Annotated in this window: 16 protein-coding genes; 3 read left to right on the top strand and 13 right to left on the bottom strand. The window is 65.7% G+C overall.

Going from position 1 to position 19,172, the window contains the following annotated elements; genetic code table 11:
* Positions 1-6 precede the first annotated feature (6 nt).
* Complete coding sequence (locus OKW44_RS04580; protein ID WP_018425236.1) at positions 7-192, top strand: hypothetical protein; 186 nt, start codon at positions 7-9, stop codon at positions 190-192.
* A gap of 116 nt (positions 193-308) precedes the next feature.
* On the opposite strand, the gene OKW44_RS04575 is transcribed toward OKW44_RS04580, so the two are convergent.
* From OKW44_RS04575 to OKW44_RS04565, 3 genes are all read right to left on the bottom strand, one after another.
* Positions 309-1,292 (bottom strand): 2-dehydropantoate 2-reductase, encoded by a 984-nt coding sequence (locus tag OKW44_RS04575; protein WP_018425237.1) that lies wholly within the window; start codon positions 1,290-1,292, stop codon positions 309-311.
* A gap of 71 nt (positions 1,293-1,363) precedes the next feature.
* A complete protein-coding gene (locus OKW44_RS04570) occupies positions 1,364-2,158 on the bottom strand; it encodes a class II aldolase/adducin family protein (RefSeq protein ID WP_026226665.1) in 795 nt (264 codons plus the stop codon).
* Positions 2,159-2,256: 98 nt separating this feature from the next.
* The gene (locus OKW44_RS04565) at positions 2,257-3,456 is read right to left on the bottom strand and encodes an amino acid aminotransferase (RefSeq protein WP_018425239.1); all 1,200 of its coding nucleotides are present in this window, start codon (positions 3,454-3,456) and stop codon (positions 2,257-2,259) included.
* 192 nt (positions 3,457-3,648) lie between these two features.
* Between OKW44_RS04565 and OKW44_RS04560 the strand changes: the two genes are divergently transcribed.
* Positions 3,649-4,590, top strand: a complete 942-nt coding sequence (locus tag OKW44_RS04560) for a LysR family transcriptional regulator (RefSeq protein ID WP_026226666.1) — start codon at positions 3,649-3,651, stop codon at positions 4,588-4,590.
* A gap of 58 nt (positions 4,591-4,648) precedes the next feature.
* On the opposite strand, the gene OKW44_RS04555 is transcribed toward OKW44_RS04560, so the two are convergent.
* The 9 genes from OKW44_RS04555 to OKW44_RS04515 form a co-directional block, all read right to left on the bottom strand.
* Positions 4,649-5,473, bottom strand: a complete 825-nt coding sequence (locus OKW44_RS04555; protein ID WP_018425241.1) for a helix-turn-helix transcriptional regulator — start codon at positions 5,471-5,473, stop codon at positions 4,649-4,651.
* Positions 5,474-5,573: 100 nt separating this feature from the next.
* Positions 5,574-6,701 carry a hybrid sensor histidine kinase/response regulator gene (locus tag OKW44_RS04550; RefSeq protein WP_026226667.1) on the bottom strand — a complete coding sequence of 376 codons (1,128 nt, stop codon included), beginning with the start codon at positions 6,699-6,701 and terminating at the stop codon, positions 5,574-5,576.
* A 9-nt stretch (positions 6,702-6,710) separates the two neighbouring features.
* Positions 6,711-7,364 (bottom strand): chemotaxis protein CheB, encoded by a 654-nt coding sequence (locus tag OKW44_RS04545; RefSeq protein WP_018425243.1) that lies wholly within the window; start codon positions 7,362-7,364, stop codon positions 6,711-6,713.
* Positions 7,365-7,374: 10 nt separating this feature from the next.
* Entirely contained in the window at positions 7,375-8,220 is an 846-nt protein-coding gene (locus tag OKW44_RS04540) for a CheR family methyltransferase (protein WP_018425244.1), read from the bottom strand.
* Positions 8,221-8,254: 34 nt separating this feature from the next.
* Complete coding sequence (locus tag OKW44_RS04535) at positions 8,255-11,848, bottom strand: response regulator (RefSeq protein ID WP_018425245.1); 3,594 nt, start codon at positions 11,846-11,848, stop codon at positions 8,255-8,257.
* A gap of 327 nt (positions 11,849-12,175) precedes the next feature.
* Positions 12,176-14,296 (bottom strand): catalase HPII, encoded by a 2,121-nt coding sequence (gene katE / locus OKW44_RS04530; RefSeq protein ID WP_018425247.1) that lies wholly within the window; start codon positions 14,294-14,296, stop codon positions 12,176-12,178.
* Between the two features lie 118 nt (positions 14,297-14,414).
* The gene (locus OKW44_RS04525; RefSeq protein WP_018425248.1) at positions 14,415-15,314 is read right to left on the bottom strand and encodes a MipA/OmpV family protein; all 900 of its coding nucleotides are present in this window, start codon (positions 15,312-15,314) and stop codon (positions 14,415-14,417) included.
* 350 nt (positions 15,315-15,664) lie between these two features.
* Positions 15,665-16,423 (bottom strand): peptide-methionine (S)-S-oxide reductase MsrA, encoded by a 759-nt coding sequence (msrA, locus tag OKW44_RS04520; RefSeq protein ID WP_018425249.1) that lies wholly within the window; start codon positions 16,421-16,423, stop codon positions 15,665-15,667.
* 147 nt (positions 16,424-16,570) lie between these two features.
* Positions 16,571-17,086, bottom strand: a complete 516-nt coding sequence (locus tag OKW44_RS04515) for an Lrp/AsnC family transcriptional regulator (RefSeq protein ID WP_026226668.1) — start codon at positions 17,084-17,086, stop codon at positions 16,571-16,573.
* A 140-nt stretch (positions 17,087-17,226) separates the two neighbouring features.
* Between OKW44_RS04515 and OKW44_RS04510 the strand changes: the two genes are divergently transcribed.
* Positions 17,227-18,243, top strand: coding sequence for a 1-aminocyclopropane-1-carboxylate deaminase (locus OKW44_RS04510; RefSeq protein WP_018425251.1), 1,017 nt, complete (start codon positions 17,227-17,229; stop codon positions 18,241-18,243).
* Between the two features lie 14 nt (positions 18,244-18,257).
* On the opposite strand, the gene OKW44_RS04505 is transcribed toward OKW44_RS04510, so the two are convergent.
* The gene (locus OKW44_RS04505) at positions 18,258-19,169 is read right to left on the bottom strand and encodes a LysR family transcriptional regulator (RefSeq protein WP_026226669.1); all 912 of its coding nucleotides are present in this window, start codon (positions 19,167-19,169) and stop codon (positions 18,258-18,260) included.
* Positions 19,170-19,172: the final 3 nt, after the last annotated feature.

Genomic DNA, 19,172 nt, shown 5'->3' with positions numbered 1-19,172 from the left:
GACATCATGACCGATTCCGATCTCGACCTCGTCTATACGACGCTGTGCAACACGCTGACCCACGAAGGCGAGGCGCAGGCGTCGCTGTATCTCGCGCGCCTCGCGCTCTTATGCCTGACCGAACTCGACGATTCGCGGCGCGCGTTGTCGTTGATCGAAGCGGCGAAGCTGCCGGCTGCCGCCACGGCCTAGCGCGGGCAAAAAAACCGCCTCCCTGGAGGCGGTTCGCTAGAGGCGGTAACGGCAATGCCGCAGCAGTGCGAGGGAATTACAGCCATCACAACAAAACGGGCGCTGGCAGACCGACCTCACTGCCTCGGATACAAGCCCAACGTACTCGCATGCAGCCGCGCGAGTCCGAGCAACGCATCCGTATAGGGCGTCGGCACGCGCGTCAGTTGCCCGAGTTCGCGCACCGCGCCGACCAGCGCATCGAGTTCGACCGCCTTGCCGGCCTGCACGTCCTGCAACATCGATGTCTTCATCGCGCCGAGTTTCAGCGTGACCGCGTGACGGTCGTCGGGCGCCTGGTCGATCGGGATGCCGAAGCGCGCGCCGATTTCCTTCGCCTCCAGCATGATGTGCGTGACGAAACCGCGCACGAGTTCGTCGCCGAGGATCCGGTCGGTCGTTGCGCCAGTGATCGCGCTGACCGGGTTCATCGTCATGTTGCCCCACAGCTTGAACCACACGTCGCGCTGGATCTGCGCCGAAGCCGTTGCATGGAAGCCCGCCGCCTGCAACAGCGCGGCGAGCAGCTCGATACGCTCGCTCGGCTTGCCCGACGCCTCGCCGACGATCAGTCCGTTGCCCTGGTGATGCCGGACCACGCCGGGCGCGTCGATCAGGCAACTGGCATGCACGACGCAGCCGACCGTCTGCGCGGCGGGGATCGCGGCGGTGATCGCGCCGTCGGGATCGATCGTCTTCAGGCGCTGGCCGGCGAGTTCGCCGCCCAGGCCGTCGCAGAACCACCACGGCACGCCGTTCATCGCCGTCAGCACGATCGTCTCGGGGCCGAGCAGCGGTTTGATATGCGCGGCCACGCTCGCCATCGCCGGGCCCTTCACCGCGATCACGACGAGTTCCTGCACGCCGAGATCGGCCGGCTTGTCGCTCGCCTTCACCTGCTCGGCGTAGATCACGCCGCCTTCGATCAGCCGCAGACCATGCTGGCGCACCGCGTCGAGCGTCGCGCCGCGCGCGACCACGCTGACCCGATGGCCCGCCTGCGCGAGCTTCACTCCCATCCAGCCGCCGATCGAGCCGGCGCCGTAGATCGCTACTTTCATCGCCTGAATCCTTGCCTGTTGCTGTGATTATTGCAGCGTTGATTGTCGCGCTCTTTGACGCGTGGCTTCAATCATTGCCGGAAACTCGCATCGATCCGGTCGACCCGCCGCACCAGCGCATCGAACACGTCCTGTCCGGCGCCGTGGCGCGGATCGAACTGCAGCGCGTCGCGCGAGCAGCGAATCGCGACCTCCTCCGGCACCGGCCGAGCGCGGCCCATCGAGAACGTCGCCACCTGGACTTCGCACGCGCGATTCAGCGTCCACAGAATCGCGAAGGTCTGCGGCAACGTCCGGCCCCACGATAGCAGACCGTGGTTGCGCAGGATCACTGCCTGCCTGTCGCCGATATGCGCGAGCAGCCGCGGCCCCTCTTCCGCATGAATCGTGATGCCTTCAAAGTCGTGATACGCGATCCGGTCGTGCAACTGCGCGCTATAGAAGTTGGTCTGCTGCAGGCCCTCTTCGAGGCAGGCGACCGCGACGCCCGCCGTCGTATGCGTATGCATCACACAGTGCGCGTCGGGCAAGCCCTCGTGAATCGCCGCATGCACCACGAAGCCAGCCGGATTCACCGGATACGGCGAGCCGTCGAGCACGCGCCCCTGCGCGTCGATCTTCACCAGATTGCTCGCGGTCACTTCGCTGTAGTGCAGCCCGAACGGATTGATCAGGAACTGGCGCTCGGCGCCGCTGACGCTTTCGGGCACGCGCAGCGTGATGTGGTTGTAGATCATCTCGGTCCAACCGAGCAGATCGAAAATCCGGTAGCAGGCGGCGAGTTGCACGCGCGCCTGCCATTCGTCCGGATGCATCGCGGCCGATCTGGGCGGGCTCGCCGGTTGCGCTTCGAGGGTCGTGGCCATCGTCGGTGTCTCCATGATTGTCGTTGTGACGGCGCGCCCGTGCGCGCCGCCCATCATATTCGCGCGTGCCGCAACAGCGGCCCGAGCGCCGGACCGCTTCAGGCGCCCGACACAACCGCCGCTATCGACGACGCGACATAGTCCGCGTTACGCGCGTTCAGCCCGGCGACGCACATGCGGCCCGAGCGCAGCACGTACACCGCGTATTCGTTGCGCAGACGCTCGACCTGGCTTTCGGACAGGCCCGTATACGTGAACATGCCGCGCTGCGCGACATAGCGCGCGCGCATCACTTCATCGACGCGTCCGTCGAGCCCCGCGTGGATCACCTTGCGCATCGCCAGAATGCGCTCGCGCATCGCGCCGAGCTCGGCCTCCCACGACGCGCGCAGCGTCGCATCGGCGAGCACGTTGGCGACGAGGCGCGCGCCGTGCGTCGGCGGATTGCTGTAGTTCGCGCGCACCGCCGACATCAGCTGGCCCGCCACGCGCGCCGCTTCGTCGGCGCTCTTGCAGACCACGCTCAACGCGCCGACGCGCTCGCCGTAAAGCGAGAAATTCTTCGAGAACGAGTTCGCGACGATCAGCGCCACGTTCGCGTCGGCGAGCAGCCGCACCGGCGCGGCGTCTTCTTCGAGGCCCGCGCCGAAACCCTGGTAGGCCATGTCGACGAACGCGATCAGCTTGCGGCGCTGCAAAACCGGCACCAGTTCCGCCCATTGCGGCGGACTCAGATCGACGCCCGTCGGGTTATGGCAGCACGCGTGCAGCAGCACGATGCTCTTTTCCGGCAGCGCGTCGATTGCGGCGAGCATTTCGGCAAAGCGCAGGCCGCCCGTTTGCGCGTCGTAGTACGGATAGGTGTTGACCGTGAGGCCCGCGCCTTCGAACACCACGCGATGGTTTTCCCAGCTCGGATCGCTGATCCACATCTGCGAGCCGGGGAAGTAGCGCTTCAGGAAATCGGCGCCGACCTTCAGCGCGCCCGAGCCGCCGAGCGTTTGCAGCGTCGCGATCCGGCCTTCGGCGCGCGCCGCGCTGTTGGCGCCGAACACGAGCGCCTGCGCGGTGTCGCGATAGAGCGGCAGACCCGCCATCGGCAGATACGAGCGCGGGCCGATCGCGTCGAGCAGCGCGGTTTCGGCGCGGCGCACCGCGTCGATCACCGGCAGCTTGCCGGCGTCGTCGAAATAGATGCCGATGCTGAGGTTGACCTTGTTCGGCCGGGGGTCCAGCTGAAAGTCTTCGTTCAGGCTCAGAATCGGGTCGCCCGGATAGGCGGGAATATGGTCGAACATGACGGGTCCTTGAAGACGGCCTCTGCAGGCCTGTTGTAGCGGTCGTCCGCGCGCCTCGGGACGACAGGGCAAACCTTGAGTCTAAGCGGGTTTGCCGGGCTAAGTCGACCCGCACGAGTGTCGGTCGTCGGCGTGCCGCGCACAATCAATCGATTTTTCACGATTCGTAAGTTTTTCTTTAGAATCGATCGTATGCCTCTTACCCGCGTCTCGATCCGTCAACTCGAAGCGTTCCTCGCCATCGTCGATCTGCACAGCATCGGCGCGGCGGCGCAGCGGCTCGGGCTGACCTCGTCGGCGGTCAGCCAGTTGCTTGCCGAACTCGAAACGGAGCTCGGCTTCCGGCTGTTCGATCGCACCACGCGGCGCGTCGCGCTGTCCAGCGCGGGGCGGGACTTTCTGGCGTCGGCCGAATCGGTGCTGCGCCACGTGCGCGCAGCCGCCCAATCCGCCGACGATATCCGCAACCGCGCGGCCGGCATCGTGCGGGTCGGCGCGCCGCTCGTTATCGCGTCGACGGCGCTGCCCGCGGCGATCGCCGAATACGCGCGCGACAGGCCGAAGGTGGTCGTGCGCGTCTGCGATACCGTGGTCGAGCAACTGGTGGAGCGCGTCGAGAGCGGCGACATCGATCTCGCGATCGGCCCGGACCGGCAAAGCGGGCCGCGCGTGCGCTCCGAGCCCGCGTTCGCGAGTCCGTGGGTCATGTGGTGCTCGGCCGCGCATCCGCTCGCCGCGCGCCGCCGCGTGCAGTGGCAGCATCTGCGCGACGTGCCGATCGTCGCGACCGGCCGCGACCACGAGCGCGCGGTCGACCAGATGCTCGCCAATCTGCCGGTCGAGGCGCGCATCATTCCCGTCGATGTCGTCGACAACGTGACCACCGCGTTCGGCCTCGCCGCGCAAGGGCTGGCGGTCACGCTCGCGCCAGCCTATGTCGCACCGCTCGCTCGGACCTTCGGGCTCGTGATGAAGCGTATCGTCGATCCTGAAACGATTCGCGAGGTGTGCGTGTATCGGTCGACCGAGCGTGCGCTGTCGCCATCGGCCGACGGCTTCGCCGATTTCGTGATGCCGTGGTTGAAACGCTGGGATCGGGAGACGCAGGTCGAGGCGCGGGGTAAGCGGAGTTGAAGCGGACTCGAAGCGCGATGCGACGCGCGCTTCGGCGCGAATTTCGACATATGTGCAGCTAGGGCTGCATACACAACGCGAACAGTTGCCGCTGATTAGAAATCCCGAGCCGCGCGTACGCGCGCTTCTGGTACGTGACGACGCTTGCTGGCTTCACGCCCATCTGCCCGGCGATCTCGGCCGCGCTCGCGCCATCGAGCGTGCCACGCAACACGTCGAGCTCGCGCGGCGTCAGCGTCGGACATGCGCGCCGCACGCGTGCGAGCATCGCCGCACCGGTGCCGTGCTGATGTTGCCCGTTCAGCGCGTATTGGCCCTTCGCCGCATGCGCGAACAGCGGCGCGACGCTTTCGATCCGCTCCAGTTCGCCCGGCGCGAATACGCCGTACGCGCGGTCGCGATACAGGTTGATCGACAGCCACACGCTATCCGCAGGCTGCACGAGCAACGACAGCCGGTCCGATACGTTCGGCTGCGCGTAGCAGGCCGCGCGGTACGCTTCGTTTTCGATTTCGTCGCCGCGCTGCTGATGCAGCACCAGCGCATCGCGCGAAGCGGTGCGCCGGCTGTGGTTCGATGGACCGATGATCGCGCGATTGCCGTCAAGCGCATAGAAATGCGCGGCGTAGCGTTCGGCGACGTCGCGCAGAAAATGCCCGCCGCGATGGTCGGCCGCCGACACCGTACGGGGCCGCGCGTCGAACTCATACGCGAAGATCGTGCACTGCGAGACGGGCAGCGACAACGATTCGCCAACCGTCAGCAGAATGCTCGCGGCGAGCGCGTCGGCATCCGGGTGGGAGATCGCCATGACGAGCTCGGTGGCGAGCGCGGTGCTGATCTGACCGCTGCGCTGCGGTGATGCGAGGCGCCAGGAACGCATGATGGGGATTCGTGCTTGCGCTGCGTGAATTGGGTTGCGGCAAGCGTAGCACAGCGGGCGCGCGGTGGCCCACCGGCGTGATCGCCGGCCTGGCGATGCTTTATCGCCGGGTAAGCGCCCCCCGCTGCAACGCCACCGTCCTCGGCAATTCGATCGTAAAGGTCGTGCCGGACTCGACCGTGGATACGACGCTGACGTCGCCGCCATGCATGCGCGCGATCTGCTGCACGATATGCAGACCGAGCCCGAGCCCTTCGCGCGAGCGCGCGCGGTTGCCGTTCGACACGAACGCCTTGAACAGATGCGGAAACACCTCCGCCGGAATCGTGCCGCGATTGGACACCTTCAGGCGCACGCAATCCTCGGCGTCGCCATCGACCTCGACGCCGATATCGCCCTCCGACGCCCCATGATGCAGCGCGTTGCTGACGAGATTCGACACCGCCTGCCACACGAGATCGGTATCCCACGCGCCGGCCGTATTGCCGGTGCAGGCGAACACGATCTGCTTGCCGCTCTTCTGCGATGCGAATTCGTCGATGACCGAGCGGCACAGCGTCGCGAGTTCGATCGAGCGCGGCTGCAACGGCAGACGTCCGCCTTGCAGGCGCGCGAGGTTCATCAGCTGATCGACCATCCGCGCCATGCGCAGGGAGCTGTTCTTCACGCGCGAGGCGACGGTTGCGGCCTGCTGGTCGGCGGCCGTGCGCATCAGGTATTCCGCCGACGCCAGCACCGCGCCGAGCGGCGTGCGCAGATCGTGGCTGAGCACCGCCATCAGCATCTCGTTCGCTTCGAGCATCTGGCGCGTCGTCACCAGTTGCGCGGCGAGCTGGCGCTTCTGCTGCTCCAACTGCACGAATACGTCGACCTTCGATTGCAGGATGCGCGGATCGAACGGCTTGTACAGGAAGTCGACCGCGCCCGCCTCATAGCCACGGAACGTGCGCGACGCGTCCTGCGCGGTCGCGGTCAGGAAGATGATGGGCACTTGCGACGTGCGCGGGCTGCCGCGCATCAGCGCGGCCAGCTCGAAGCCGTTCATGCCGGGCATATTGACGTCGAGAATCGCCAGCGCGACTTCGTGCTTGAGCAGCAGATCGAGCGCGGCGGTGCCGCAGTCGGCGACCAGCACCGCGACGTCGGGCCGCGCGAGCAAGGCTTCCAGCGCGGTGATGTTGTGGACGATGTCGTCGACGATCAGGATGTTCACAGGTGAGTTCGTCATGGCACCGGATCAGAGGGAAGTCGGCAACGCGGCAAGGCGCTTCGCCAGGGTTGCGGGATTGTAGATCGCGTCGGCCGCGCCGCGCTCGATCGCGGCGCGCGGCATCTCCGGTGCACCGGCGCTGCCGGGGTCCTGCACCCACGCGGTGCCGCCGAGCGCGCGCACGCGTTCGAGCCCGTGCGCGCCGTCGTCGTTGGCGCCGGACAGCAGGATCGCGAGCAGCCGCTCGCCGTACACCGCGGCGGCCGATTCGAACAGCACGTCGATCGACGGCCGCGAGAAGCGCACCGCCGCGGCGGTCGACAGCGCGACCGTGCGGTCCACTTCGACGAGCATGTGATAACCGGGCGGCGCGACGTACACGCGGCCCGGCAGGATCAACTCCCCCGCATCGGGTTCGAGCACCGGCAGCGCGCAGCGATGCGCGATCGCCGGCACCAGATAGCTCGGCGAATCGGGCGGCAGATGCGCGACGATCATCACGGCTGCCGCGAAGCGCGCGGGCAGCGCGGCGAGCAGCACGTTGAGCACCTCGATGCCGCCCGCCGACCCGCCAATCACGACCAGTTGATAGCCACGCCGCGCGTGCGTCCGCGCGACGGCGCTGGCGTCGGCGGCGTCGGCGGCGAGGGTGGGCGGGGGTTGACTGGTCGAGCGTGGCATCGCGACCTCGCTAACGCTTCTGATAAATGCGTTCGGCCGGGCGAAACTCGTCGAACGCCGGATAGTGATGTGAAAACCGCAGGGTTTCCTTGCTGCCCAGGCCGAGAAAGCCGCGCCGCACCAGTGCGTTCTCGAACAGCCCCAACGCGCGATCCTGCAAGCCGCGATCGAAATAGATCAGCACGTTGCGGCACGACACCAGATGCGCTTCGAGGAACACTTCGTCGGTGGACAGGCTGTGATCGGCGAACACCACGCGCTCTTTCAGCGAGCCGGCAAAGCGCGCGCCGCCATACGCTGCATGATAGTAGTCCGACAGCGAACGCGTGCCGCCCGCCGCCAGATAGTTCTGCGTGAAGCCCTGGATGCGTTCGAGCGCGTAGATGCCCGCCTCCGCGCGCGCGAGCGCGTCGGGGTTGATGTCGGTCGCGTAGAACAGCGTGCGCTCGGTGAGACCCTCCTCGTCGAACAGGATCTTCAGCGACCAGAGCTCCTCGCCGGTGCCGCATCCGGCGACCCACACCTTGATCGACGGATAGGTGCGCAAACGCGGCAGCACGTGCTCGCGCAGCGCGAGGAAATACGACGGATCGCGAAACATGTCGCTGACCTGCACGGTCAGGTAGCGGAACAGCCGCGAAAACTCGTAGCCGTCGCGCATGATGCGGTCCTGCAATTGCGACAGCGTCTCCACGTTGAATTCATCGAGCGCCTGCGTGAGGCGGCGGCGCAGCGACGACATCGCGTAGTGGCGAAAGTCGTGCTGATACTTCAGATAGATCGCCTCGAGCAGCAGCCGCAGCTCGATGTCGAAATCGCTGATGCGGTGCGGTACGTCAGATGCGGACGGTTTCATCGCGTTTCTCGCTTCCGTGCCAACGCTCGCGCCGTCAGCGCTGGCGCAGCCACACGCGGCACAGCGCGACGAGCTTGTCGACGTCGATCGGTTTCGACACGTAGTCGTCGGCACCCGCTTCGAGGCAGCGCGTGCGATCGTTCGCCATCGCCTTCGCGGTCAGCGCGATGATCGGCAGATGCGCGAAGCGCGGATTGCGGCGAATCTCGCCCATCGCGGTCAGACCGTCCATCTCGGGCATCATGATGTCCATCAGCACCAGATGCACTTCCGGCCCGTTCTGCAGTTCGTCGAGCGCCTCGCGGCCGTTGCGCGCGATCAGCAGTTTCGCGCCGAGCGGCTCCAGCACGTGCGACAGCGCGAAGATGTTGCGCACGTCGTCTTCGGCGAGCAGGATCGTGCGGCCCTCGAACGCATTGTCGCGTTGCCGCACGGTGCGCAGCATGCGCTGCTGCTCCGGCGCGAGCGACGACTCGACGCTATGCAGAAACAGCGTGACTTCATCGAGCAGACGCTCCGGCGATTTTGCGCCCTTGATGATGATCGACTTCGAGTAGCGGCGCAGCCGGTGCTCCTCTTCGTCGGACAGCATGCGGCCCGTGTAGACGATCACCGGCAGCGATGCATGCGCGCTGTTCGCGGCGAGCCGTTCGAGCAGATCGTAGCCGGTGCCGTCCGGCAGCGCGAGATCGGTGACGACGCAGTCGAACGTCAGCGCCGACAGTTGCTCGAACGCCTCGGCGAGCGTCGCGACCGCGACGATCCCGGTGTTCTCGCTTTGCAGCAGCGCGCGGATGCTTTCGCGCATCGGCGCGTCGTCCTCGATCACCAGCACGCGCTTCAGGCGCTGTTGCAGCCGCGCTTCGAGGCGGCGGATCGCGGCCTCCATCGTCGAGCGCGCGGTCGGCTTCAGCGTGTAGCCAATCGCGCCGAGGTGCAGCGCCTTGTCGGCGTGATCGGTGGCCGACACGATATGGATCGGAATGTGGCGAGTCAGCGGGTCGTTCTTCAGCCATTCGAGCACCGTGAGGCCCGAGCGGTCCGGCAGACCGACGTCGAGCAGCACCGCGGCCGGCCGCATGTCGCGCACCAGCGCGAGGCCGCTCGCGGCATCGCTCGCGTGCACGAAGTCGAAGTCGAGTTCGTGCACGAGATCGCGCAGAATCGCAGCGAACGGCGGATCGTCTTCGACCGCGACGATCAGACGGCCCGCGCGGGTGCGATTGTCGCGATCGTCGGCTATCGACGCGGCGGCGGGCTCGGCGGTGCCGGGCAGCAAGGCTTCGCGCGACGCGGTGGGCGGCGCCCAGCTTGCCAGACCATTCGCTGGCGAGATCACCGCGGCGGGCGCGGCGTCGAGCGGCGGGCGCAGCAACGGCGCTTCCGCCGTCGCCTGCGCGCCCATGCCCGCGTTCAGCGCGTTCGGCGCGGCGACGCTCGTCATCGCGCCGTCCGCGCCGTCCGTGCTCACGCGCGCCTCGCGCGCATCGAGCGGCAGCCACAGCGAAAACACGCTGCCCTTGCCGACTTCGCTCGCCACCGTGATGCGCCCGCCCAGCAACCGCGAGAACTCGCGCGAAATCGACAGCCCGAGGCCGCTGCCCCCATATTGACGGCTCGTCGAGCCATCGGCCTGCTGGAACGCCTCGAAGATCATGTCGAGCTTGTCGGCCGGAATACCGATGCCCGAATCGCGCACGTCGAAGCGCAGCACGTTGTCCTCGACCTTGACGACCTCGAGCGTGACCTCGCCGCGCTCGGTGAACTTCACCGCGTTCGACAGCAGGTTGCGCAGGATCTGCGTGAGCCGCTGGCCATCGGTGACGAACGTATCGGGCGTGCCCGGCAACTTGTCGAAGGCGAGACGCAAGTGCTTGGTCGCCGCGATCGGACGAACCATTTCTTCGAGCGATTGCAGCGTCGCCTCGATCGACACCGTTTCGGGCTCGACCGTCAGTTGACCCGCCTCGACCTTAGACAGGTCGAGAATCTCGTTGATCAGCACGAGCAGATCGCTGTTCGACGCGTAGATCGTTTCCGCGTAGCGCACCTGCTCGTCGGTCAGATTGCCGCTGCGATTCTGCTGCAGCAGCTTCGCTAGAATCAGCGAGCTGTTCAGCGGCGTGCGCAATTCGTGCGACATGTTCGCGAGGAACTCGGACTTGTAGCGGCTCGACTGTTCGAGGCGCTCCGCGTTGGCCGCCAGATCGTTCTGCGCGCGCAGCAGATCCGATTTCTGCCGCTCCAGCCGGTGCGCGTATTCCTCGAGTTGCACGTTGGTCTGTTCGAGCTCGGCCTGCTGCGCTTCGAGGCGCCGTTGCGATTCCAACAGCGCGCGGCCGCGTTCCTCGAGCCCTTCGTTGGAGACCCGCAACTCCTCCTGCTGGACCTGCAACTCCTCGTTCAACTGCTGCGTCTCGGCGAGCGCATCCTGCAGGCGTTCGCGATACAGCGCCGCCTCGAGAAAATCGCCCATGCTGTGGCGGATCAGCTCCATGAACTCTTCGTCGCGCGGCGTCACCTCGCGCAGGAAGCCCATTTCGACGACGCCGTTGACCTGGCCATCGTTGTCGATCGGCAGGATCAGGAGATTGCGCGGCGCGCCGCTGCCCGTCGCCGACACGACCCGCACGTAATCGGCCGGCACGTCGCGCAGCACCAGCGTGCGGCGCGAGCGCGCGGCCTGGCCGACCAGCGTTTCACCCTCCTCGAAACTCAGAGCGGCCGTCTGCTCACTGTCACGGCTATATCCGTACGCGGCGATGCGGCGCAGCGTGCCGCTCTGCCTGTCGCGCACGTACAGCGCGGCGACGACCGCATCGAGATATTGGGCGAGAAACTCGAGCATCGCGCGGCCGACGAGCGGCGCGCTCGTCTGGCCGACGACCTTGTCCGCGAGCAGGCGCTGGCCCGAGCGCAACCAGACCTGCTGCTCGAGCAGCGCGGTCTGTTCGCCCTGGCGGCGCAGCACGTCGTCGTAGGTCCCGGACAGGTCCAGCAGTTCGCGACGGCCTCGCCACGCTAGCAGCCCGCTGACGACGAGGCTGAACAGCAGGAACACGCCGAGCAGCGTCGCCGTCACGTTGCGCGTCGCTTCGATGCGCTGCTGGCGCAAGCGCAATTCGACGTCGAGAAAATCGCCGAATTCGCGGCGCGTTTCGTCGAATTCGAGCTTGCCGCGCCCCGCTGCGATCGCGCTCTCATAGTCCTGGTTGCGGCGGCGCGCGTCGATGATCTGTTCGGCGAAGCGGCTCCAACGCTCCTGCAAGGCCTCGATCTGCTTGAGCCGCTCGATTTGCGGCGGGTTGTCGGCGACCTGCTTTTTCAACGCTTCGAGCTGTGCCTTGAATTTCGGGCCGCCGTTTTCATACGGCGCGAGGAAAGTCTCGTTACCGGTGATCAGAAAGCCGCGCATCGACGATTGGCGATCCACCGCGAGCCGCAGCATTTCGTTGGCGTCGCCGATCACGCGCTCGGAGTGCTCGGCCCAGGTCATCGTCGACACGAGATACGCGATCAAGCCGACGAACAGCGCCATCGTGACGAGGCCGACGCCCAGAGGCAGCGCGATATTGCGGCGAAGGATGCGGCGGAAACGGAGTTGATCGACGGCCTGCGATGCGGTCATTTTTTCTGTAAGTGGCATGGCGAATCGGGTCGATGCGGAACGTTTTTCGGGTCTGCGCACGGTGTTGAGTGCCGCGATGCGACCGCTGTCATCATACAAGGACCACCCGCATCTCGTAACGGGAGTGCGCTCGTTGAGCCCTGCTGGGCACGGCGCGGCTCCCTTCGCACGATTCGTCGAGCGCGACGCGGAATGCAAAAAGAATCCGGCCGGCTAACACCGGCCAGATTCCTGTATCGACGCGCATCGACGCGCCGCGTTTCAGCTACGCTCAGCACCGTTCAGCGGCTAACGCGGCAGCGCGTCAGCGCAACCGGCTCGGCCCGCTCAGGCCGGCACCGATTCCGCCTGCGCCGCGCGCGACCACACGCGATGCTGTCCGGCGGCCTTGATGAACGCCTTCAACACGTCGGCGGACTGCGAGTCCTCGCCGGTCGCGACGCCGTCCGGCTGCGCGGGCAACTGCGCGGCCGCGAGCAGGTCGCGCCCCGCGCCGAGCGCCGCGATCGCCTTCAGATGCTTGAACGCTTCGAGCACGAAGTGCCGCGCATCGCCCGATTGCGACAGTGCCTTCGCCCCCTTCTCGCCGCCGACGACGATCACCGCGTCGAACATCACCGATGGCAGCCCGGCGATCGTCGCGTCGGGCGCGAGGCCATCGATCTCGGCGAGCGTCGGCGCGATCAGCATCGGCGTCGCGCCTTCGCCCGTGAGCGCCTGCTGCAACTGTTTGATCGCCGCGCCATCGGAGCCGGGTGCGGCGAGCAGCGCGATCTTGCGAGTCTTGATGCCGGGCTTCACGCGATTGAGCAGACTCAACGCCGGCGACGTCTTCGGCCCGACGAGTTTCGCCGTGCCCTGTTTCGGCGCCGGCAAGCCGAGTCCTTCGGCGACCTTCGCGGCGAGATCGGCGTCGAAGTTCGCGAGAATCTCGTTGACCTGGCGCGCGCGAATTTCGGGCTTAGTCACCTTGCCGAGCTCGAACTGATAGGCCGCCGCGATATGGTCTTTTTCCGGCTGCGACATGCTGTTGTAGAACAACGCGGCCTGCGAGAAATGATCGGCAAACGAGTCGCTGCGCACCCGAATCTTCGTGCTCTCGACGCGTTCCTGATAGCTGTCGAAGCCGCCATCTTCGGCGGCTGGATCGGTTTCCTTCGGCCAGCCCTCGTTCAGCGAGTTCGGCTCGTACGACGCCTGGCCGACATGGATCGCCTGCCGATGCATCGCATCGCGCTGATTGTTGACGGATGGACAGACCGGCCGGTTGATCGGAATCTCGTGAAAGTTCGGGCCACCGAGGCGGCTGATCTGAGTGTCCGTGTACGAGAACAAACGCCCCTGCAGCAACGGATCGTTGGTGAAATCGATGCCCGGCACGATATGCCCCGGATGGAACGCGGCCTGTTCGGTCTCGGCGAAGAAGTTGTCCGGATTGCGATTGAGCGTCATCTTGCCGATGATTTTCACCGGCACCAGCTCTTCCGGCATCAGCTTGGTCGGATCGAGCAGGTCGAAATCGAACTTGTGCTCGTCGGCTTCCTCGACGATCTGCACGCCCAGTTCGTACTCCGGATAATCGCCGCGCTCGATCGCTTCCCATAGGTCGCGCCGGTGAAAATCCGGGTCCTTGCCCGCGAGCTTCTGCGCTTCGTCCCACAGCAGCGAATACGAGCCGAGCACGGGACGCCAGTGGAACTTGACGAAACGAGCTTTGCCCTGCGCATTGACGAAGCGGAACGTGTGAACGCCGAAGCCTTCCATCGTCCGAAAGCTGCGCGGAATCGCGCGGTCCGACATCGTCCACAGCACCATGTGCGCCGATTCGGGCACGAGCGAGACGAAGTCCCAGAACGTGTCGTGCGCGGACCCGCCGGTCGGCATTTCGTTCGGTGCTTCCGGTTTCACCGCGTGCACGAAGTCAGGAAACTTGATCGCGTCCTGAATGAAGAACACCGGCATGTTGTTGCCGACCAGATCGAAATTGCCTTCCTGCGTGTAGAACTTCGTCGCGAAGCCGCGCACGTCGCGCACGGTGTCGGCGGAGCCGCGCGGACCTTGCACGGTCGAGAAACGCACATAGACCGGCGTTTCGGCGGCCGGGTCCTGCAAAAACGCGGCCTTGGTGTACTCGCGCATCGATTCGTAGACCTTGAAGACACCATGCGCGGCCGAGCCACGCGCGTGCACGATCCGTTCGGGAATGCGCTCGTGGTCGAAGTGCGTGATCTTTTCACGCATGATGAAATCTTCGAGCAGCGATGGACCGCGCGGTCCCGCTCGCAGCGTGTTCTGGTTGTCGGCGATCTTGACGCCCTGATTGGTCCTCAGGGCCTCGCCTTGCGGCTTCACGCGATTGCGTTCGAGATCGTTCGATTTCGCGTCGTTCGACTGCGCTGCCCCGTTTGCCTGGGCCGCGGGCTTCTGGGTGTTCGCTTTACCTGCCATGGGGATCACTCCTTCTGTTCGGGCGCGCGGCGACGGAGGCGTCGCGGCGCACGATCACGGAGTCAGCAAGGGCTATACCCACGAAGTCACGGCGCAGTGGCTGCGACGCGGCGGTGCGTCAGAACCGGTAGTTGATCGATACGTCGGCGACGCCGTTCGCGCGGCTGCGCGTGATCGGACTGTTGCCCGCGCTGCCGACGAGTTGCTCGAACGCGCCGTCGGCGGTCGCGAACCAGTGCTTGCTGAACAGCCAGATCGCGCTGACGCCGAAACCCACCGACTTGAAGCCCGCGCTCGCGTGATACTGCGGATACTGCGAGTGCGCGGCCTGTTCCTGATTGACGCCGAACCAGCTATTCATGTAATTGGAGTCCGCGAGCACCACGTTCGGGCCGGCGAACCAGAAGAACTGCTTGGTGCTGCCGGGCATCGGCATATAGGCGCCGAGATCGCCGATCCAGCCGTTCGATCCGCCGAAATAGCGGCGGATATCGGCGCGCAGGACGAGCGGAAAATCCTTCGACACGACGTACTCGCCCGAAAGCTTCAGACCGGGCGCCGGGTTGATGTTGCCGAGCCCGTTGAGTTCCTGCGGATCGTCCTGGCCGCGTCGCCCGAGGTCGTAGACCGCGGCGAGACTCATGCGCCAGTTCTCGCCCTGCGCGAAATTCACGCCGAAGCCTTCGCCGCTCGACAGAAAGAACAGATCCTTGTAGCGCACGTCGATGCTCGGGCCGGTCACCAGGTGATAGCGGTCCGATCCTTCGAAGCGCGGCTGGAACGATGTGGCCACGCCGAAGCGCAGTTGCCAGTCGGGAATGTTCGGCTGCCACATCTTCTGCAGCGGAATGCCCACCGAATATTGCCATTCGCCGAGCGGCGACGGCGTCTGCGCGAAGACCACACCCGGCACGCAGGCCATCGCACCCAAGGTCGCGGCGACGAGCGAGCTCGCCGCGATGCCGGTTTGTTTATGGCGAGGCATGGCGCCCCGCTGCTTTCTACGGCTGTTCACCACCGGAAGCCTCCAATTTCGCTCGTCGCGATGAGGTTAGGTTTTCGCCCGGGTCCAGCGCGGACCCAAAAACGCGGACGACCGCCGCGCTGTTACTTACGGCGTGTAATTTTTCCAATCGATGAAGCGGGCAGCGCGATGTGCACGAGGCGCGGCGCATGACCCACGCGCTAGCGTGGTGGCCACTGCGCATAGTCCTTGCGCGCCGCGGTGACGCGGACAATGGCCAACGGCACATTGCTTCGCAAGATATGCGCCAACTCTGTGGAAGATTGATGACGAGCGCGACCCAAGGCGTAATCCGAAGACGGTCCGGCGCTGTGGCGGCGCCGCTGGCGCCGCCGTTCGGGGGGTTATTGCCCTGCTTCGACGAGCACCGGCTTGTCGCGATACAGGTTCGGGAACAAGCGTTTCAGGTTGGCGATTTTCGGCATGTCATTGAACACGATGTAGGCCGAATCGGGATGCAACGTCAAATAGTTCTGGTGATACGACTCTGCCGGATAGAAGCCCTTGTACGGCTCCGTCTTCGTGACGATCGGCGCGGGGAACACGTGCGACTTGTCGAGCTGCGCAATGTAGCTTTGCGCGACATGCCGTTGCGCGTCGTTCAGTGGAAAGATCGCGGAGCGGTATTGCGTGCCGCTGTCGGGCCCCTGACGATTCAGCTCGGTCGGGTCCTGAACCACCGAGAAATACACCTGCAGCAACTGGCCGTAGGTGACCTTGCCAGGATCGAACGTGACCTGCACCGATTCGGCGTGCCCCGTCTCGCCGCCGCTGACGGTCTCGTACTGCGCGGAGTCGCGTGAGCCGCCCGAGTAGCCGGACACCGCCCGCGTGACACCGCGCACATGCTGGAACACCCCCTGGACGCCCCAGAAACAGCCACCCGCGAACACCGCGGTTTCCTCGTGCGCGGTGCTGGCCGGGATCGGTTCGTCGAGCGCGGGGGGCGCGATCACGACCGCGTTCTCCGCCGCGAACGCGACGCGCTGCGCGAGCGGCAATGCAAGCGCGGCCGCGCCTAGCAGCAACGACAACGCGGCCGCGCGTGAGCGTTTCGAGATGCCGCCGAACGATGTAAGGAATTGCGGTCTGTTGCGAGTCATGATGGTCGCTCCGGAAAAGTGCCGGCGCCCGCCCGCGTTGGCACGGTGCTGCCACGGCCGCATGCGGGTGCGCCGAAGCTTGGTCGCGCGGGCTCGGCATTTATGACAGCATGCGCGCTTTCGCGGCCGGCGGCGCGGCCGCGCGGCTCACAGCGGAAATTTCGTGGTCGACAGGATTTCCTTCAGCACCATGAATGAGCGAATCTGCCGTACGCCCGGCAGATACAGCAACTGCTCGGCGTGCAGTCGATTGAAGCTGTCGCTGTCGCGCGTGCGGATCACCATGAAATAGTCGAACTCGCCGGTCACCACGTGGCACTCCATGCAGCCGGCCACCTTCTGCGCGGCCTTCTCGAACTCGGCGAACGACTCGGGCGTCGAGCGATCCAGAACCACGCCGATGATCACGAGCATGCCCGCGCCGGCCGCCTTTGGATCGAGCAGCGCGACCACGCCGCGAATCAGCCCCGATTCCTTCAAGCGTTCGACGCGCCGCAAACACGCCGGCGCGCTCAGCTTCACTTTCGCGGCGAGCGCCACGTTCGAAATCGACGCGTCGGTTTGCAACTGCCGCAGGATCGCGCGATCGATGCGATCGAGCGGGTGGTGAATCGCGCCGATGCCCGAAGGTGGCGCTCCAGCACGAACTTTCGTTGCGCTCATGACCATGTGTGCGAAGTTTTGTTAGGAAGCGGACATTCTTTGATTTCGAAAAATACGTCCAGGAGATTTTTTTCGCAAGCTCATTTCTGGCGGTTTTTCCTAACATGAACTCATGGAAATCACCCCACCACGGAGCCGCGATGAACCTGCAACGATTCCCCCGCTACCCGCTCACCTTCGGACCGACGCCAATTCAACCGCTCAAGCGTCTGAGCGAACATCTCGGCGGCAAGGTCGAGCTGTATGCCAAGCGCGAGGACTGCAATAGCGGCCTCGCGTTCGGCGGCAACAAGACCCGCAAGCTCGAGTATCTGATCCCCGACGCGCTCGCGCAGGGCTGCGACACGCTCGTGTCGATCGGCGGCATCCAGTCGAACCAGACGCGCCAGGTCGCGGCGGTTGCCGCGCATCTGGGCCTGAAGTGCGTGCTCGTGCAGGAGAACTGGGTCAACTACTCGGATGCGGTGTATGACCGCGTCGGCAACATCCAGATGTCGCGCATGATGGGCGCCGACGTGCGGCTCGTGCCGGACGGCTTCGACATCGGCTTTCGCAAGAGCTGGGAAGACGCGCTCGACAGCGTGCGCGCGGCCGGCGGCAAGCCGTACGCGATTCCGGCCGGCTGCTCGGACCATCCGCTCGGCGGCCTCGGCTTCGTCGGCTTTGCCGAAGAGGTGCGTCAGCAGGAAGCCGAACTAGGCTTCAGGTTCGACTACATCGTCGTGTGCTCGGTGACGGGCAGCACGCAGGCTGGCATGGTCGTCGGTTTCGCCGCCGACGGCCGCGCCGATCGGGTGATCGGCATCGACGCATCGGCGAAACCGGCGCAGACACGCGAGCAGATCATGCGCATCGCGAAGCGGACCGCCGAGAGCGTCGAACTGGGCCGCGACATCACCGCGAAGGACATCGTGCTCGACGAGCGCTACGGCGGCCCGGAATACGGTCTGCCGAACGACGGCACGCTCGAGGCGATCCGTCTGTGCGCGCGGCTCGAAGGCATGCTGACCGATCCGGTGTACGAAGGTAAGTCGATGCACGGCATGATCGACAAGGTGCGTAACGGCGAATTTCCAGCCGGCTCGCGCGTGCTGTATGCGCACCTGGGCGGCGTGCCGGCGTTGAGCGCGTACAGCTTTATCTTCCGCGACGGTTGATGCGGTTTAGGCGATTAGCCGACGGGCGTCCGCGGTTCGGTCGCGAGCTTCTTCCTCAGATGCTTGCGCAGAAACTCGACGAACGCCCGGATCGTGACCGAGCTTTGCCGATGCTGCGGATACACGGCATAGACGCCCGTCGCCGACGGCAGGAACGCTTCGAGCACGGGCACGAGTTGTCCGCTTGCGAGCGCATCGGCGACGATGAAATCCGGTAGCCGAACGATTCCAAGTCCCGCGACGGCCGCATCGCGAATCAGATCGCCGTTATTGGCGCGTAACGGCCCCCGCACCTCGACGCTCTTCACCACGCCCTCGACGCTGAAGTCCCAGCTCACCGCGCCGCCATGGCCGTACAGCAGACATTCGTGGTTCGCGAGATCGCCAGGCACGGCCGGGCTGCCACGCCGACGCAAATAACCGGGGCTGCAGCACGCGACCATCTTCACATCGATCAGCTTTTGCGCGATCAGCGACGAATCCGCCAGCGTGCCGATACGGATCGCCATGTCGAAGCCTTCGCCGACCACATCGACGGCGCGGTCGCTCAGTTCCATATCGAAGCGCACGTCGCGATGCTCGCGCAGAAACGCCGCCACTAGCGGCGACAGATGCATCATGCCGAACGACATCGGCGCGCTCACGCGTAGCAGCCCGCGCGGCCCGGCGCGGCGCAGTGACATGGCCTGCTCGGCGTCCTCGACCTCGCCGAGGATGCGCTTCGCGCGCTCGTAGAACTCCTGACCCAGATCGGTCACCGCCAGCTTGCGCGTGTTGCGGATCAGCAGTTGCACACCGAGCGCTTCCTCGAGCGCCATCACACGGCGGCTCACGAACTGTTTCGACAGCGACAGCCGGTTCGCCGCGGCGGTGAAATTGTGGGCGTCGACGGTCGCGACGAAGATGCGCATGTCATCGAGTTGCATCGT

Source organism: Paraburkholderia lebeckiae (assembly GCF_050436325.1).
Lineage (GTDB): Bacteria > Pseudomonadota > Gammaproteobacteria > Burkholderiales > Burkholderiaceae > Paraburkholderia > Paraburkholderia tuberum.
Note: the sequence above shows the minus strand (reverse complement) of the source record. Positions and strands in the feature narration are given on the sequence as shown.